The sequence below is a fragment of the Massilia sp. LXY-5 genome (assembly GCF_059801075.1).
This window is the reverse complement of record NZ_JBNNEH010000002.1, coordinates 761,262-777,496: the sequence shown is the minus strand read 5'-3', so window position 1 is coordinate 777,496 and position 16,235 is coordinate 761,262. Positions and strand designations below refer to the sequence as shown.

General features: G+C 61.3%; 12 protein-coding genes. 3 read left to right on the top strand and 9 right to left on the bottom strand.

The window, feature by feature from the left end; translation table 11 throughout:
* Position 1: 1 nt before the first annotated feature.
* On the bottom strand, positions 2–904 hold the full coding sequence (locus ACI48I_RS07020; RefSeq protein WP_193685203.1) for a LysR family transcriptional regulator: 903 nt from the start codon (positions 902–904) through the stop codon (positions 2–4).
* A gap of 106 nt (positions 905–1,010) precedes the next feature.
* Here ACI48I_RS07020 and hmgA point away from each other — a divergent pair, with 106 nt between their 5' ends.
* Both hmgA and fahA read left to right on the top strand, forming a co-directional pair.
* Positions 1,011–2,321, top strand: a complete 1,311-nt coding sequence (hmgA, locus tag ACI48I_RS07015) for a homogentisate 1,2-dioxygenase (protein WP_498573722.1) — start codon at positions 1,011–1,013, stop codon at positions 2,319–2,321.
* A complete protein-coding gene (fahA, locus tag ACI48I_RS07010) occupies positions 2,318–3,619 on the top strand; it encodes a fumarylacetoacetase (RefSeq protein WP_498573721.1) in 1,302 nt (433 codons plus the stop codon). Before hmgA ends, fahA begins: the two co-directional genes overlap by 4 nt.
* Before the next feature lie 130 nt (positions 3,620–3,749).
* On the opposite strand, the gene ACI48I_RS07005 is transcribed toward fahA, so the two are convergent.
* The 8 genes from ACI48I_RS07005 to wecB all read right to left on the bottom strand — a co-directional run bounded on the left by ACI48I_RS07005 (position 3,750) and on the right by wecB (position 15,530).
* Entirely contained in the window at positions 3,750–4,322 is a 573-nt protein-coding gene (locus ACI48I_RS07005) for an RNA polymerase sigma factor (RefSeq protein ID WP_193685200.1), read from the bottom strand.
* 96 nt (positions 4,323–4,418) lie between these two features.
* A complete protein-coding gene (locus ACI48I_RS07000) occupies positions 4,419–5,030 on the bottom strand; it encodes a Crp/Fnr family transcriptional regulator (RefSeq protein ID WP_193685199.1) in 612 nt (203 codons plus the stop codon).
* 591 nt (positions 5,031–5,621) lie between these two features.
* Positions 5,622–6,275 carry a response regulator transcription factor gene (locus ACI48I_RS06995; protein ID WP_498573720.1) on the bottom strand — a complete coding sequence of 218 codons (654 nt, stop codon included), beginning with the start codon at positions 6,273–6,275 and terminating at the stop codon, positions 5,622–5,624.
* A 162-nt stretch (positions 6,276–6,437) separates the two neighbouring features.
* The gene (locus ACI48I_RS06990; RefSeq protein WP_498573719.1) at positions 6,438–8,162 is read right to left on the bottom strand and encodes a LamG domain-containing protein; all 1,725 of its coding nucleotides are present in this window, start codon (positions 8,160–8,162) and stop codon (positions 6,438–6,440) included.
* Between the two features lie 105 nt (positions 8,163–8,267).
* Positions 8,268–9,323, bottom strand: a complete 1,056-nt coding sequence (locus tag ACI48I_RS06985) for a DUF4434 domain-containing protein (protein ID WP_498573718.1) — start codon at positions 9,321–9,323, stop codon at positions 8,268–8,270.
* Between the two features lie 7 nt (positions 9,324–9,330).
* Positions 9,331–12,690 (bottom strand): NfrA family protein, encoded by a 3,360-nt coding sequence (locus ACI48I_RS06980; protein ID WP_498573717.1) that lies wholly within the window; start codon positions 12,688–12,690, stop codon positions 9,331–9,333.
* Positions 12,691–12,703: 13 nt separating this feature from the next.
* Complete coding sequence (locus tag ACI48I_RS06975) at positions 12,704–14,332, bottom strand: glycosyl transferase family protein (protein WP_498573716.1); 1,629 nt, start codon at positions 14,330–14,332, stop codon at positions 12,704–12,706.
* Between the two features lie 37 nt (positions 14,333–14,369).
* The gene (wecB, locus tag ACI48I_RS06970) at positions 14,370–15,530 is read right to left on the bottom strand and encodes a non-hydrolyzing UDP-N-acetylglucosamine 2-epimerase (protein WP_498573715.1); all 1,161 of its coding nucleotides are present in this window, start codon (positions 15,528–15,530) and stop codon (positions 14,370–14,372) included.
* A 440-nt stretch (positions 15,531–15,970) separates the two neighbouring features.
* On the opposite strand from wecB, the gene ACI48I_RS06965 reads away from it, so the two are divergent.
* The gene (locus ACI48I_RS06965) at positions 15,971–16,225 is read left to right on the top strand and encodes a hypothetical protein (protein ID WP_498573714.1); all 255 of its coding nucleotides are present in this window, start codon (positions 15,971–15,973) and stop codon (positions 16,223–16,225) included.
* Positions 16,226–16,235 lie beyond the last annotated feature (10 nt).

The window sequence follows — 16,235 nt, the reverse complement described above, 5'->3', positions numbered from 1 at the left end:
CCTACTCGGCGAACAGCTCCACCACCAGGGCGCGCAGCCAGCGGTTTCCCTCGTCCTGGTTGTAGCGGCGGTGCCAGAAGACGTTGGTCTGCAGCGGCGCCAGGGCCAGCGGCGAGGCCACGTACTGCAGGTCGAAGGGTGCGCTGGCGCGTTCGGCCAGCTTGTGCGGCACCGTCGCCACCAGGTCGGTGCTGGAGAGGATATAGGGGACGGCCGCGAAATGCGGCACGCTGGTCGCGCTGCCCGGCGCGATGCCCGCCTTTTCCAGCGCCTCGTTGATCCTGTCGTAGGGACTTTCCATTGCCGTCACCACCAGGTGCCGTACTGCGCCCAGGCGCTCTGGCGTCAGCTCTTTTTCTCCCAGCGGATGGCCGCGCCGGAACATGCACACGTGGCCCTGCCTGAACAGCCGGCGCTGATACAGCACGGCGGGGGCATCCTCGAAGGCGCCGATCGCCAGATCCACCCTCCCCGCTTCGAGCTCCGCGCGCAGGTCGAGCTGGCCGGCGCGCTTCGAGGCGATATCGACGCCGGGCGCGAGGCGGGCGCAGGCGGCGGCCAGCTGCGGCATGAAATACAGTTCGCCGACATCGGTCATGGCGATCGTGAAGCGGCGGCGGCTATGGCCTGGGTCGAAGGCTTGCTGGGGTTGTAAAGCCTGCTCGAGCTGGGCCAGCGCGGCCGCAACGGGCTCCGCCAGCTGCTGCGCATAGGGCGTCGGCTGCATGCCCTCCGCGGTGCGCACGAACAGCTCGTCGCCGGTACTGCGGCGCAGGCGCGCCAGGGCGTTGCTGACGGCGGACTGGGTCACCCTCAGGCGCCTGGCGGCGTTCGAGATCTGGCGTTCGCGGAAGACTTCGTGGAAGACGAGCAGCAGGTTCAGGTCCAGTTCGCGCAGGTCCATCGCCACCTCTATTTACGTTATAAATACCTGGAATTTTTCTATTTATATCGCAAAAGTGGGACGGCTGCACTACATTGTCCCGAAACCGCCCTTTCAGGAGACAAGCGTGACCACCAATTTGGCCCATCCCGGCTACCAGTCCGGCTTCGGTAACGAATTCGCCACCGAGGCCCTGCCAGGCGCCCTGCCCGCGCACCGGAACTCGCCCCAGCGCGTCCCCTACGGCCTGTATGCCGAGCAGGTGTCCGGCACCGCCTTCACTGCGCCGCGTGCCCACAACCGCCGTTCCTGGCTGTACCGCATCCGGCCGGCCGCCATGCACCAGCCCTTCCGCCAGATCGGTAACGGCCGCATCGTCAGCTGCTTCGACGAGGTCGCGGCGCCGCCGAACCAGCTGCGCTGGGACCCATTGCCGCTGCCGACCGAGCCGGCCGACTTCATCGACGGCCTCGTGACAATGGCCGGCAACGGCTCGCCGCTGGCGCAAAGCGGCTGCGCGATCCACCTGTACGCGGCCAACCGTTCGATGACGGACCGTTTTTTCTATGACGCCGACGGCGAGCTGCTGATCGTGCCGCAGCAGGGCCGGCTGTCGATCGCGACGGAGCTGGGCACGCTCGACATCGAACCGCAGGAAATCGCCGTCATCCCGCGCGGGATTCGTTTCCAGATCCGCTTGCCGGACGGCGCAGCGCGCGGCTATGTCTGCGAGAACTTCGGCGCCCTGTTGCGCCTGCCGGACATGGGCCCGATCGGCTCGAACGGTCTGGCCAATCCGCGCGACTTCCTCACGCCGTGCGCATCGTACGAAGACCGCGAGGGCGACTTCGAACTCGTCGCCAAATTCGGAGGCAACCTGTGGAGCGCGAAGATCGGCCACTCGCCGCTCGACGTCGTCGCCTGGCACGGCAACTACGCACCTTATAAATACGACCTGCGCCATTTCAACACCATCGGCTCGATCAGCTACGACCATCCGGACCCGTCGATCTTCCTGGTGCTGCAAGCGCCCTCCGACACGCCGGGCGTGGACACGCTCGACTTCGTGATCTTCCCGCCGCGCTGGCTGGCCGCCGAAGACACCTTCCGTCCGCCCTGGTTCCACCGCAACGTGGCCAGCGAATTCATGGGCCTGATCGCGGGACAGTACGACGCCAAATCGGAAGGCTTCCGTCCCGGCGGCGCCAGCCTGCACAACTGCATGAGCGGCCACGGCCCGGATGCGCCGACCTTCGACAAGGCCAGCAGCGCCGACACCAGCGTGCCCCATAAAGTCGACGCGACCATGGCCTTCATGTTCGAGACGCGCGACCCGATCTGCCCGACCGCGCACGCGCTGTCATCCTCCCAGCTGCAGCCGGACTACTACCAGTGCTGGCACGGCTTCCATAAACACTTCAACGAGAACCAGCCATGAGCGCACGACTGAACGAAACCCACGACTCCGCGCTCACCAGCTGGGTTGAATCCGCCAACAGCGGGACCTCGGACTTCCCGATCCAGAACCTGCCCTTCTGCGTGTTCCGCCGGCTCGGCAGCAGTGAACCGTTCCGCGGTGGCGTCGCGATCGGCGACCAGGTCGTCGACCTGGCGGCATTGGGCGATGCATTCGACGGCGCGGCCCGTACGGCGCTGGCGCTCGGTGCGCAGAGCAGCCTGAACGCCCTGATGGCGGCCGGCCCGCCGGCCTGGTCGGCGCTGCGCCTGGCGCTGTCGCGCTTCCTGCGCAGCGGCGCGCCGGCGCGGCCCGCGGTGCTGGTCTCGCAGGCCGAGGCCGAGTACGGCGTGCCGGCACGGATCGGCGACTACACCGATTTCTATACCTCGATCCACCATGCGACCTCGGTCGGCAAGCTGTTCCGGCCCGATGAACCACTGCTGCCCAACTACAAATGGGTGCCGATCGGTTATCACGGGCGCGCCTCGACCATCGGCGTCTCCGGCCAGGACTTCCGCCGCCCGATCGGGCAGACCCGCTCCGGCTCCGGGAACGAGCCGCAATTCGGGCCTTGCAAGCGCCTCGACTACGAACTGGAAGTGGGCATTTTTGTCGGCAGGGGCAATGTCCAGGGCGAGGCGATCGAGGCGGGCCAGGCCGAAGAGCACGTGTTCGGCCTGTGCCTGCTGAACGACTGGTCGGCGCGCGACATCCAGGCCTGGGAATACCAGCCGCTCGGCCCTTTCCTGTCGAAGAACTTCGCGACCACGATCGCGCCCTGGATCGTCACCATCGAAGCGCTGGCGCCCTACCGCGCCGCCTGGCAGCGCGACGCGGCCGATCCGCAGCCGCTGCCCTATCTCGACTACCCGGCGCTGCGCACCAGGGGCGGCTTCGACATCGAGCTGGAAGTGCTGATCGAGACCGAGACCATGCGCCGCGACGGTGTGCCGCCGGCGCGCATCTCGCAATCGAATTTCCGCCATTCGTACTGGAGCGTCGCCCAGCTGGTGGCGCACCATACCGTCAACGGCTGCGCGCTGCAGGCGGGAGATTTGCTCGGCTCGGGTACGCAGTCGGGGCCGGATGCGGCGGAAGCGGGTTCGCTGCTGGAACTGAGCGCCGGGGGCAAGCAGGCGTTGACGCTGCCGAACGGCGAGCAGCGCGTGTTCCTGGAGGACGGCGACCGCATCGTGATGCGCGGCTGGACGGGACGCACCGGGCTGCCGCGCATTGGCTTCGGCGAAGTTGCGGGAATGGTGCTGCCAGCGCGTTGAGTCGAGACGTTCAAGTAAGGTACGGCCACTGACAAGGTCGGTGCCGCATGGCCGCCATATGGCGCTGAACGGCATGCATGGTAAGCACGGCATTGCCGGAATTGCCAGCGTGAGGCTGCCCGCGCCACAGTCAGCCGCCGTTCGCTTCGGGGGCGGCGATGCGCTCGGCCAGAAACGACTTTGCCCGCGAAATCCGGCTCCTGACCGTTCCCACCGGACAATGCATTAGATCGGCAATTTCTGCGTAGCTGAGTCCGTCGACTTCGCGCAGCAGGAATGCCTCGCGCAGGTTGGGCTGCAGGCTTGTAATGGCCAGGTCCAGCATGCGGACCTGCTCGGCGCGCTGATGCACGAATTCCGGCTGGTCGGCTTCCGACGAATACGATTCTTCGAGCACCTGACTGCCGGAATCGGCGAGAAGATGCGCCTCCCGCGCCCTGGAGGACAGGCGCGAGCGCGCCGCATTGACCGCGACTTTATAGATCCAGGTAAAAAACGAGGATTCGTGGCGGAAGCTTCCCAGTGCCTTGAACAATTTCAGGAAAATGTCCTGCACGACGTCTTCGGCCTCGGCATCGTCTCGCAGGATATATTGAACGATCCGATAGACCCGCGGGCGGTAAAGCGTGAACAGCGAATCGTATGCCAGTTCGTCGCCGGACTGGGCCAGTTCGATCAACGCTTTCTCGGCATCCGCTTCCATTTCGGGATACGCCTGTGAGCCAGCTTGTACCTCAATGGAACCGAATCCCCGAATGAGCGTGAGCGATCCGCTCGCACGCTCGCTTTGCTGGTCCGGCTAGACGTGGTTCAACCCGATTGGATCCAGGATTTCGATCCACCTGCTCCCATCGATATCGATCAGCCCGCTCTTGCACAATACATGCAAGGTTCGGCTCAGCGTGCACTGAGTCATTCCAAGAAAAATGGCGATGTCCTCGCGTGGCATGAACAATCGGTATTTGTGGGAAGGAAGATCGATCTCGTCGAAGCGCCTGCCGAGCTCCAGCAAGAACTGGGCGACCCGCGTCTTGACGGAGGCGTTTCGGACAAACCGGTTGCGCCACTGGGTTCGCAACAGTTCCCGGCTGATGAGGTTGCCGACGCCCTCGCCAAGTCCTCCCACACTGCCTTCCAGGCCAATGGCGTCTTCCAGCGTCAATTCCCCCGCCATGGCCTCGGTGAGGAAGATGATTTCGGAAGGAATCGTGTGCGTTGTCAGCGCATCCAGACCGAGAATGTCTCCAGGCATGGCAAAACCCAGGATGTCTTCCTGGCCGGTTTCACTGACCGCCGATATTTTCGCGTATCCCGAAAGCAGAACCTGCAGTTTTCCGGGATGTTGGCAAGGCGACCGAAGCACCTGGCGCTCCGAATAACGCCTGAACAAGCCCGGATCGGCGTTTCGCACGATAACCGAACTGTAGGCATGCCGAGGGCCCGGCAATGAAGTGTGCGATGAGTGCCGCATGCGTTTCCCCAGTCGATATTTTTTATGTAATCCGCATAACGCAGGGCGCAGGGCAGCATGCTCCGGTTGCCAACGCAACCGTTGCACTTCCGGGACATCGGGCGGCCAGACGCTAAACGCTATGGCGGATTACCATGCCGTTTTTTTATTAACGAGTCCAGCTAGCAATAAAAATACCAGCTCTTTCAGGACGGAATACGAATTTCGTTAAAAAATCATTTAGTGCTTGCTGCAAAGTGCTGAGCTTCTTTTATCGTCTCTCGTGCTCGCTTAGTAATTATTATCGCAACACTGTTCCATGTCAATTCCATTTGCCCTCACATCGCGATGTGTCGTCAATTAACCTCATGATTGCCACACAATAAAGTTAATAAATATTAACATCGAACAGCTTGGCGGCATATTTCAAATTAATTATTTGCACTGAATCGAACAGGCCTCTGCACAGATATTGCGTAAAATAAAATAGTTCTCATTTGCAATGAATTTGATTCCGTAATTTAATTCGGCATACGCGAAAGGAATATGCGATCAACCCATTACCTTCCCGTCGTTTGAGATCAAGCCATGGGCGGCAGCGTACTGCACCAACTTCGAAAACGAATCCAGTTCCATCTTTTGCATGAGCCTCATCTTGTGCGTGCTGACCGTCTTCACGCTTAAATGAAGTTCATTCGCAACATCTGCTATCGATTTGCCATTAACCAATAATAAAAGAATCTGCAGTTCGCGGCTGCTGAGAAGCTCGTGCGGATATTTGGAAAAGGTATTGATAATGCAGTGAGTTAACTTGGCTGTCACTTCCGCACACAGGAAGGGCTCGCCGCGCGCGAGGTTTTGTATGCCCTGGATCAATTCACTCAGCTTTCCCCGCTTGGAGACAAAGCCGATGACGCCCGCACGTAGGGCGGACTGCACCTGGTCTTCTCCAGTGGAATCCGAAAAAACCAGGATTTTGAGGTTGCCGAGTTTATTCTTGACGGAGCGGACAGACGCCAGGTTGAGGCCCCAGGCCACCAGGGGCTCCAGCACCAGCACGTCGATCTGAATGCCGTCCAGCTTTGCGGCCAGGTCGGTAATATTGCTGGCCTCGGCGACAACGCGCATGCCGCCATACTCTTCAATCAGCCTTGCCAGCCCCTTGCGCATGATTTCATGAGGCTCCACGATGCCGATTTGAATCATTCGACTCTCCTCTGTTGGCCCTGCATGAGCTGGCGTCGACGTTGCAAGCGAACTCATAAACGGTATCAGCAAGTCGAGTTAAAGTAAATACAATTTGTTGTTTTTATTACCACATCCATAAGTAAAAAAAGACCCGGCGTATGCCGGGTCCCGGATGCCCCCTTACGGCAGCTTCGTTACCTGCACGTTCGTAATACGAGCCCGTGCATCTTCACTGTACAGACCGATGGACCCATCGACGTCGAGGACGCCGCCGGCCTGGTCGACCGCGAGGACGCCGTTGACCCAGATGCGGACCCGCGTCCCCACCTTCTCGATCTCGAGCTTGTTGTTGACGCCGATCGCCGCCGCAGGTGCCGGGCCGGTTTGCAGGAAGTTCTGGCCAACGCTCCCGGTCGCGGTTCCGAGTTCGACTCCGTTCGGCTTCAGGATGAAGTAGTTGGTATTTTTCCCGCCGGTGGTGGCGTTATAGTTGAAGAAGAGCCAGAACACTTCCCAGGCATTCGGCGCCGAATTGAGACGCAGCTGCTGCTCGGTGTTCACCGTCATCGACGCGCGGAAATTGCGCATCTTCGGCAGGGCCGCCAGGGTCAGCGCGGCATGCGTTTCGCTCGGCTGGGTAGGTGCCTTGGGCGACAGGACGATACCGGTCGTCGCGCTGTAGGTCACGCTGCCATAGCCGGTGTAGGCGGTCGACCAGGCCGTCGAGGTGGTCGGGACGGTCGTGACGGTCGGTTCAGTCGTCGTCGGTGCCGGTGCGGTCGGCGTCGGGGCCGGTGCGGTGGTCGTCGGTGCCGGTGCGGTCGTCGTCGGTGCCGGCGCGGTGGTCGTCGGTGCCGGCGCTGTCGTCGTGCCCAGCTGCGTGAAGGCCGGCATCTTGCCGATCGCCGTGTTCAGGGTACCCCACAGCGTCTTGGTCATCGGCGCCATGTCCTGGCGGAAGTACCACCAGAAGTAGCCGCCCACGTAACCAGGCTCGGTAATGTTCTTCGTGTAGTAGCGGTTGACGTACTCCGCCTTTTTGGCGGTGTTGGTCGTACCCACTTCGCCGAAGCCGATTTTCGAGTTCGGGAACATGTTGTGCAGTTGACGGAAGACGGTCGGCCAATCCGGCTGCAAGCCGTTGCAGTCGTCTTCGTAATAGCTGATCAGGACGTAATCGAGGCCCTGCTTCATCCGCGCCGGGATATTGTTGTTAGCCCAGGTAAACATTTCATTGCTCGAGCGCGACCAGCAATCCTTGTTGTAATACAGGGTCAGTTCCGTTGTCTTGCCCTGCGCTTTCACGATGTCATAGGCGCCGGTCATTTTGGCAACGACGTCGGCATTATTGCCCAGCCATTCGCCGTTGATCTCATTGCCGACTTCCCAGATGTCGACGACGTCACCCAGCACGCTCAGGTATTCCTTGGTTCGGTCGAGGTATTGCTGCACCGAATACTGCTTGACGTAGAACGAGTCAAGCAGTTCGCCCATGACGTAGCTGACGTTGCGGACCTTGACGGTCGCGTCGCGATAGGACGAGGCAGGCACGAACTCATCGAACACGATACGGGTGGTAGGCACCTTGCTCAGGCTCTTGAGCGCTGTCACGGTGTCGGCAATATTATTGGTGCCATCGATGGTGACCCCGACCATCTGGTTCGGCATCGGAAGCTGCGGGCGGGTCGACGACGACACCACCACTGCCGCGGTCGCGTCGGGGATGGCTGTGCCAGCCGGGGCGGCGTTGCCGGAAACGGCCGGCACGTTGGTGGCGGTGGATGCGGTAGCAGCGGAAGCAGAGCTGTTCGTGCCATCGTTTGCGCCGCCGCAACCCAGGAGAGCGGCAGCCGGGATGGCAGCGACGAGGAAGCGCGACTTGAAAAGGTGAAGCGAGAAAGACATCTGGACTCCAGGTTCGAAAAAGAACGCCTTAGAGTCTTTCCCAGCTTCATTAGTTCCGTCAGAAATGATTTACTTTGGGATTTATTTTCCTACGTTATCTAACCATTACTTGCTGTTAGTAATCTTGCAGCGCTTCCCGGCCGTCTTCAGCGCGCCCCGCATTTCCTGATACAGCTGAGCTGCCTGTGCGCCGCTACCCGGGGTCATGTATTCGGGCGCGCCGAACACCACATGGCGGCTTGCGTACGAATTGGCAATGTTAATTTGTTCTGCCAGCCGTCGCAGCGTGGTGGGCTGGGCCTTGAATTCTCCTTTCGAAACAGGGGCGCCGGCCGTTTGGCGGAACGCTTCCACGACCGGAATAAGTTGCCGCCCGGCAGCCATACTGGCATCGCGCAGGACGTCGTAATAACGCGGGAGCTCGGCCAGGCTCAGCTTATCGACACCGATTCCATCCTGGAAATATAATTGATCAATAGCAGGCGCTCTTGCAAAAAGCTCTATCCAGAAATCACGCAGCGTATCGGGCGCCGTACGCCGATTGACGAATCCGGAAACGCCAATATGGACCTCGGGCATGAGCTTGCGCAAATGGCTACTTAATTCCTGCAAGTAATTGAAAAGTGCCGCCTTGTCTTTCGGATCGGCCCAGTTGATATCGTCGATCTCTTCGCTGATATACCATCCCGCAAACGATGGATGCGCCAGGAGAATCGGCCGCAATTCGGTCGCCGTTTGCCGGTTGATGCGCAAGCGCTCGACAAGATAGGCGCGGCGGTCGTTTCGGTCGATGCGTGTCCAATACGCAAGGTCGTGCGACAGTCCTACCGAGACACGCATGCCGCCGGCGTCGGCCATGCGCAGGATGGATTCGAGCGGCATGTCCGGTGCCGCGGGCACCGGAACCGCCCGATAGAACGGATGCTGGTCGATGGCGCTCCACTGCACGACGAGGTGGTCGACCTGCAATTGAGCGAGCTGTTCGAACAGGGTCGTCCACTCCGAGTTGCTCCAATGCACATGCTGATCGAGCAGCTGGATATAGCTGCCCTGGCGGCAGCCTCCCCCCTCCTTGAGCGCCTTGTCATCGACATGACGGTCGCGTGCAGCGCAGCTCGACATGACGATCAGCCAGCACAGCGAAGCGATCACGGTGCGCATGCCGGGCTCAGAATTGCCCGGCCGCACTGAACACCCACCCTCCATGGTGTTGCGATCCAGCCACCTGCTTGCGGTATTGAACAAGCAACTCGATGCTCGAACGCGGTGCCGCGTAGCGCGTCTCGTTGAACAGGTATTTCAGGGATACGCCGGCCCCCGCCTCGACATAGGACACCTTGAACGGATCCGGACGCTGTCCGCGCGCCGCGACCGTGACGTGCGGCGTGAGCATCATTGCATTGCCAATTTTTTTCACCCATCCCTGGCGCCCTTCGATATACAAGGAACGGGTTTTCTCGTGCTGGACCAGGTAGCCGGCGTCGGCATACAGGATGGTCTGGTTCCATGCGTCGCGGTCGGGACGCATGTCGTAGCCGTCGCTGTAGCCCCAGCTCGTGCGCAGCAGCACATTGCTCTGGGCCTGGCTCCCGATCGGGAACAACTTTTCCACGCTCAGATAGAGATTGGCGTCGCCCAGGGGTTTGTATTCGATACCCGCGCCGCCCTGCACCGTGTGCGAATCGATACGCAGCGACGCCGGATGATTCGACCACAATGCGCGGCCGAAGAAGCGCAGGACCCGGCCATTGTTGTAGCCGATATTCTCGGGCTGATACAGGAACTCGGCGCCGCCCTGCGATGGGATGACGCCGCCGGACACGAATCCGGGAACGGTGGTACTGGTGGCACTGCTCGCACCCGGACGATAACTCTGGTAGACGTTGAAGCGGTAGCCCTGGGTCATCGCCCGCACTTGCTGGCGCATCCCGTAGAGGCGCGCGTCGCTGCCCTGCTCCGCGCCCGTTGTCGCGATCCTGTCGTCGATGGCTTTGTGGAACCAGGCAATGGCTTGCTGATTGCGCCCCGTTTCTGCGTTGGCGTACGCGAGGTCGGCATACACGCCGGTACGCTCGGGGTCGAGCTCCAGTGCCTTTTCAAACAGGGGAATGGCTTCGGCAGCGCCGCCCGCCTGTTTGTGGAGGTAGGCGAGCTGCAATGCATATTCCGGATTGGCGGGCGCCAGCGCCATCGCTTTTTCCAGATTGGCACGGCCTGCTTCTGTCTGCCGAAGCCGCAAGGAGTCGAGCGCCCGTTGATAGTAGCGGTCGGCGCTTGGCTCGATTGCCAGCGCCATATCGGTATATTGGGCGGCAACCTGGATATCGCCCATGGCACGGTTGAGCCGGGCGAACTGGTCCAGCGCGGCGAGCCTGCCCGCCGAGTTCATGCCGTCGAACGACAGCTTGCTCAGGCGCGCCTGCGCCTGTTCGGGTTTGCCCAGCACCTCCTCGGCGTAGGCCAGCTGCATCTCCAGTTCCGGCGAATCGGCCAGGCTTGCGGCCTTCTGCCAGTAGACATAGGCGGCGCCGTAGTCCTTGTTGGCCTCGTAGACATTGCCGATTTCCGCGTTTACCCTGGCCATCCGCTCGGCATTGCCTTCACCGCTGGCGTTCATGGCCGACTGGTAATGCGTCAGCGCACGTTCGTTCTGGCCGAGCCTGGCGTAGGCACGCGCGACTGCCAGCTCATTGTCCGGACCCGGTTCGCGTTGCAGGACAGTCAGGTGCTCCTCCAGCGCAGCCTGCCGCTCATCGCCCTTGTCGAGCAGATAGGCCAGCGCCTTCCTCGTCTGGACCTGGTCGTCGCCGGCCGCCAGGGCGCGCCGGAACGCCGCCTTTGCACGCACGTCGTCGCCCAGCTGGGTATGCAGGTATCCGATTGCGCGCAGTGCCGGAACGCCTGCGCCGCCGGCCCGCTCCACCGCGTCGAGCTGGGCCAGGGCGTTGGCCGGCCTCTTCAGCGCGACATAGTCCTCGGCAAGCTGCAGGCGGTCATTGTTGTTCGGCGCGGCCAGCTGTTCGCGATATGCAATGCTCTTTTCCAGCCTGCCGATGTGCCGGTAGAGTTCGGCCAGTTCGCGCCGCTGCGCGTCGTTGGCAGGCTTGAGCGGCTGCAGGGCGTCGGCCGCAGCCTCGTAACGGCCGGAACGGGCCAGCTGGTCGGCCAGTGCCAACCGCCAGCGCACCTCGTCCTTGCGTTTCAATGCCTCGGCAAAATAGCTTGCGGCGGCCGCCGTGTCGCCTGCCTGGGCGTAGCGGTAACCCAGCGTCGCCGCGCCATACGCGCTCGGGTGCTGGCGGTAATGCCGCAGCAGAACCGGCAGGCCCGCTCCCGGCGCCGGCTGCGCGTTGAGCGGAACGGCAGACTGGCTGCGCATGACGGCAAGCGCCGTGCCGGCTTCCGACTGGCGGTTCAGGGCATAGGCCTTTTCGAAGGCCTGGCGGGCGGCGTCCGGCCGTTGGCGCGCCTGCTCGGTGTACCCGAGCGAGACGTTGGCGCGCTCAGCCAGCGATTTGTCGCCCGCCTGCGCGGCAACGGCCGCGTACTCCGCGGCCGCGTCGTCAAGCTTCTGCTCGGCATACAGCACATTTGCCAGGTAGAGCCGGTCGCGTGATTCGTTCGTCAGCGCCAGCACTTTCCGCGCGAGCCGCTCCGCGAGGGGGTATTCCTTGCGTCCGAAATGGATGTCGGCGGTGATGCGCAGCCATGCGAGGTTATCCGGTTCGGCGGCAAGCACGGCGTTGCCATACGAGAGCGCCCCATCGAGATCCCCCCTGCCTTGCGCCAGCAGACCAAGCGCGGACGCCGCGCTCGCGCGTTCCCTGTTTGTGCCGGCGACACGCAGCGCCGATTCGTACAAGGCCTTTGCCTCCGCATGCCGCTTCAAGGCGGCCAGGGCTGCGCCCTTGCGCATTTGAAATGCAAATGCCTTGCCGGCGGCCGGCGATGCACGCAAGGCCTCGAGGGCTTCGTTGTAGCGCTTCAGTTCGAAGGCCAGGGCATAGGCGCTGTTGGCCGCCAGCTCGCGCGCTTCCTGTGGCGCCCTGGCATTCGAATAAACCTGCCTGAACAGGCCGAGTGCGAGCTGCTTCCTGCCCTGGGCCTGTGCCGCCAGGCCCTGGTACAGCAAGGCAGTGGCGTTGCCGGGATCGAGCACGAGCGTACGCGTCGCCTGGTACTGGACGGCACTGAACTTGCGCAACTGATGCAGCACCGCAAGCAGACTGAGCCGTGCATCGATATCGGTCGGCTCGATCTCCAGATAGGTGAGGAGTTCCTTTTCGGCCTCCGCAAACCGGTTCTGCTTCACGTGCGCATAAGCACGGTGCAGGTGTGGATAGGAACGAAACTTGTCGACTTGCTCCTGGAGCCAGTTTCGCTCCGTTTGCTCGGTTTGCTCCGCCGCGATGGCGGCGCCGCCGGGAAGCGACAACAACAGCATCAGCCCGCCGGCGAAGCCGTGCCAGGAGCGCCGGCAATGCGCAGAATGGTGGAAATGTGTTATCGCGTTGTGTGTCTTTTTCATGGCATCCTTGCGGTCACTGCCGGAGAAGTGCATCGCTGAGCATGGCAGGCTGCAGCCAGCCCAGTTCCTGGAGTATCTCGCCCAGCCTTTTCGGCTGACTCGACTGAAGCACCAGTGCATGGTGCAACTGGTCCGCGGTGATGGCTTCGGAATCGACGAGCAGGTCGCCGATCTTCCTGCGGTAGCCGACAAGTTCCTCCGCCTTTGGATAAACGTGGGTAGTCTTGTCCCATTTGATGAACTTGCCGGTCTTGAGGAACTGGAGATATTGGTTCACCGCCCTGACGGTCGCGAGAAAATTGATGAGATTTCCCCAGATCATGCGTGGCACGGACAGCAAGGCCTGGCATGCCCCATAGATGCGGAGCACGCAATATGCCCGCATCCCTACCCGCACGATGAAGAGCAAGCCGTTGACGTACAAAATCTTCCACAAGATGGAATCGGCCTCGATCAGGGAGGGATAGCTGTAAGCATCCGGCTGCAACCATTCCAGGCTGTACACGGCACCGATCAGCAGCACCATCAGGTAACCGAGCAGATTTGCCAGGTTGGTCAGGATTGCCTTGCGATCGCGAAACAGCATGTATCGGGTGGCCAGGTTGCCGGTCCAGCCCAGGTTGCGCCAGCCCTGCAAGGTGATGCCGACCACCCAGCGCGATTTCTGCCGCACCGAGAACTTGAACTTGTCGGGAAAAAACTCCCGCACACCGACGGTATCGGGCCGCATGACCTGTTCCGGCTTGCGGGTCCAGAAATTCTTCCGCGTAACTGCTTTCTGTACCGTAAAGCGCACGAAGACCTGTTTCAGCTTCAGTTCACCCAGCCGGAAGCCGAATTCATAATCCTCGGTCAGGGAGTCGATGCTGAACAATTCGCCGTCGCGTGCCACGCATATCTTGTCCAGCGCGCGGCGGCTGAACGCGGCGCCGACGCCCGCCGCCGGAATACTGGCGCCGAGCGCTTCCCGGACGATCATGTCCTTGTAGTGCGACTGTGCAAATTCGTCGAGGTAGTGCCCGCCCGTGAACTTTTTCCATCGCAACTCCAGGGACTCGACAGGCAATTGCACCATGTCCTTGCGCGGAATCAGGTAATTGAAGAGCTTGTAGCACAGCGGATGGATCACATCTTCGCAGTCCTGCATCACATAGATCGCGTACGGCAGCGAGGTTTGCTGCTCGTGCTGCCGGATGTGGTGGAAAATGCAGTTCAGGCAATCGGCCTTGTTGGTGGGGCCATCATGCGGCGTGACGACTTTCACGACCTCGGGATGGCGTGCACAGACGGCGTCGACTTCGGCCTGGGTGGCGAGGTCATTGCGATAGGTGCCCACGAAGATCGTGAAATTCCTGTATTGGATGCTGCGCAGCGTATTTTCGAGCATGGGGCGAATCACCGCCGCCTCGTCCCATGCCGGTATCATCACCGCCACCCGCTGCTCGGCCTTGGCAAACAGCTGTCTCTCGGTCAGGCGCGGATAGCGCTTCTCGACCCCGTATTTGCGATAGACAGAGCGGACCACGAATACAAGGTCGACAAACAGGTCGTCCAGGCCGCTGATTAGAAAAATGATGCCGACCGTGCCCATCAGTACCTTGGTCACGATCAGCAGTCCCGCCATCCATTCAAGTGCATCCATTGGTTTCTCCCGCCAGCCGTCCGTGCAATCGTTGCCGCTAGACCGGCACCGGCTCCATGGTCCGCGCCGCCTGCTCTCCAAACGTGGCGGCGGGCCGTCCCCTCAGCGCGGTGACGATGCGCTCGGCCGCAAAGCCATCGCCATACAGGTGGGGAGAACTGCAGCGCCAGGTCGACCGCTCATCCAGCACTGCGCGGACCCCGTCGACGATACGCCCCGGATCGGTGCCGACCAGCTGCACCGCGCCGACCGCCAGCGCCTCGGGCCGCTCGGTGACTTCGCGCATGACCAGTACCGGCTTGCCCAGATAAGGTGCTTCTTCCTGGATGCCGCCGGAATCGGTCAGGATGCAGTCGGCGCGCTGCATCAGGCGGACGAAGCTGACGTAATCGAGCGGTGCGATCAGATCCACATTGCGGCAGGCGCCGAGCGTCTCGCGCACCGGTCCCTGGACGTTCGGATTGAGGTGGACCGGATAGACGACGTGGATGTCGTCGAAGGACGCCAGGGTCCGCAGTGCGGCGCAGATGTTCGCGAAACCCGCACCGAAGTTTTCGCGGCGGTGCCCGGTCACCAGCACGAGTTTCTTGTCGGGGTGGACAGTGGGCAGACGGGCGTCGATCTCGGCGCACAGCATTTTGTTGGCGCGCAAGGTGTCGTCGGTGATCCGCAAGGCGTCGATCACCGTATTGCCCGTCACGTGAATCTGGCCGCCGAGCCGCTCCGCGATGAGGTTGGCGCGTGCCGATTCGGTCGGCGCGAACAACTGGTGGGCCATGATGTCGACTGCGCGGCGATTCGCCTCCTCCGGCCAGGGCTGGCCGATGTCGCCGCTGCGCAGGCCCGCTTCGACATGGCCAACGGGAATTTTTCGATGAAAGGCGACCAGGGCAGCGACCATCGCTGTGGTCGTGTCCCCGTGTACGAGGACGCGGTCGGGCTGCACGAACTGGACGACCGAATCGAGCGAATTGAGCATCCGCGCCGCCAGGCCATTGAGCTCCTGGTTCGGCGCCATCAACGATAAGTGGTGATCGGGCTGGATGGAAAAGAAGTCCAGCACTTGCATCAACATTTCCTGATGCTGGCCGGTGACGCATACCACCGACTCCATATCCGGGGCCCTTTGCAAGGCCTTGACCAAAGGCGCCATCTTGATGGCTTCAGGACGTGTGCCAAATACGGACAAAACTTTCATGGTATGACCCCTTTGTTTGGATGGTCGCGGCGAGCGCGACTGTTATGCGTTATGGGTCAAAAGATATTCGACAATTTCTTCACTTTGTTTGAGCTAGGACATTTTTCTGGAAAAATTAAGATTTTTATATTTTTTTCCAAAATGTGTCCCAGATCAAAAAAGGTATGCCAAGCGAATAGCTAGAATCCTCCTTCAACAGGTGTGGTAAGTAGTTAATTTATCTGCGGAAATTCGTCATTCCTCATGCACTTTTCTATCCGCCGGCTATGCATCTGGATGCCGTCCATGACGCAAGACGACCGGGCCCGCTGGCGTCCCGGGACTCTGAAGACAAATCATTCGCAGCATTCACCTGATGCTGACGAGAAGTTTTCAATACGGATGCCGGGGCTGCCTTCGCCGGTTGCCCGGCCTCATCACCATCAATTCAGGAGTGCATCGTGAAACAACTATCTCGCTATTCCATCATTCTCATGGCCTCGCTGGCTGCCAACGCCGCTCTTGCCGCCACCTCCACGGTGCAGGCGCCGCCCCTGCCGCCCGGTTCGCAAAAAGCCAAACCGCAGCTCGGCAACAACCCGAAAGAAGTGGCGCGCGACAAGCACGCCCATAAGAAACCAGTCAAAGACAAGACGCTCGACGATACGCGGACCACGACCACCACGTCGACCGCTACCGTCACGCCGACGAAGTAATTAGAGTCAA